Annotated in this window: 1 protein-coding gene; it reads left to right on the top strand. The window is 71.1% G+C overall.

Annotated features, from left to right (window positions below; translation table 11 throughout):
- Nucleotides 1–247 precede the first annotated feature (247 nt).
- Nucleotides 248–1471: an IS110 family RNA-guided transposase gene (locus I6A81_RS41160; protein WP_456319699.1), complete on the top strand. Its 1224-nt coding sequence runs from the start codon at nucleotides 248–250 to the stop codon at nucleotides 1469–1471.
- The last annotated feature ends 26 nt before the right edge of the window (nucleotides 1472–1497 follow it).

The following is a 1497-nucleotide window of genomic DNA, read 5'->3' as shown; positions in this document are numbered from 1 at the left end:
GTCCTAATGAGTTCTGGGAGCCAGCCATCCGGCAGACTCCGGGCGGTAGCCGCCGGCAGGTGAGCACTCGTCTGTCCCGGACCTCGAGTCCTGACGAAAGACCGTGCCCCTGCCGGTAGGCCGGGAGAGTTGATCGCTGATGGGATGTCGTGCCCGCCGCTCGCGGCGTGAGCACTGTGTTCATTAGGTCGCTGATGGTTCTCCCGCGGGCTGCTCATGGTGATCGGCACGAGGGGTGGGAGAGGCGTTGCGGCTGTTCGTAGGGGACGACTGGGCGGAAGACCACCACGATGTGGAGGTGATGGACGCCTCGGGACGGCGGCTGGCCAAGGCCCGGCTGCCCGAGGGAGTGACCGGCATGGCCCGGCTGCACGCGCTGGTCGGCGAGCACGCCGGCGACGAGCCCGACGACGTGCAGGTACTGGTCGGGATCGAGACCGACCGCGGCCCCTGGGTCCAGGCTCTGCTCGCCGCCGGCTACACCGTGTTCGCGATCAACCCGCTGCAGGCGTCGCACTACCGGGCGCGGCACGCCGTGTCGGGCGCCAAGAGCGACGCCGCCGACGCGCACGTGCTCGCGGACATGGTCCGCACCGACGCCCACCAGCTGCGACCGGTCGCCGGGGACAGCGCCGCCGTCGAGGCGGTCAAGGTCGTGACCCGCACCCACAAGACGCTGATCTGGGAGCGGACCCGGCACACCCAGCGGCTGCGGCACGCGCTGCGGGACTACTTCCCCGCCGCGCTCGTCGCCTTCGAGGACCTGGACGCCGCCGACACCCTGGAACTGCTCGCCAAGGCGCCGACCCCGGCAGCCGCGGCCCGGCTGACCCTCAGCCAGATCAGCGCCGCCCTGCGCCGCGCGCGGCGCCGCGACGTCGCGACGAAGGCCGCGGCGATCCAGGCCGCGCTGCGCGCGGCCCACCTCGGCCAGCCCGACGTCGTCGCCGGTGCCTACGCCGCCTCGGTCCGTGCGCTGATCGCGGTGCTGACCGTGCTGAACGAGCAGGTCAAGGAGCTCCAGGGGCAGGTGGCCGAGCATTTTGGCCAGCACCCGGCCGCTGAGATCGTCCTGTCCCAGCCCGGACTGGGACAGGTCCTCGGCGCCCGGGTGCTCGCGGAGTTCGGCGACGACCCCGACCGCTACACCACCGCCAAGGCCCGCAAGAACTACGCCGGCACCTCGCCGATCACCCGAGCCTCCGGCAAGAAGAGAACCGTGAGCGCCCGGTTCGTCCACAACGACCGGCTCATCGACGCCCTGATGACCCAGGCCTTCTCCAGCCTGCAGGCGTCCCCCGGAGCCCGGGCCTACTACGACCGGCAACGAGAACGCGGAGCCAACCACAACGCCGCCCTGCGCCAGCTCGCGAACCGTCTCGTCGGCATCCTGCACGGCTGCCTCAAGACCGGCAGCCTCTACGACGAGACGACCGCCTGGCCGCATCACGTCGAACAGGTCGCGGCTTGACATTTCAGCTCCTGGGATGTCTTTCG

The sequence above is a fragment of the Frankia nepalensis genome (assembly GCF_016786325.1).
GTDB classification, from domain to species: domain Bacteria; phylum Actinomycetota; class Actinomycetes; order Frankiales; family Frankiaceae; genus Pseudofrankia; species Pseudofrankia nepalensis.
Note: the sequence above shows the minus strand (reverse complement) of the source record. Positions and strands in the feature narration are given on the sequence as shown.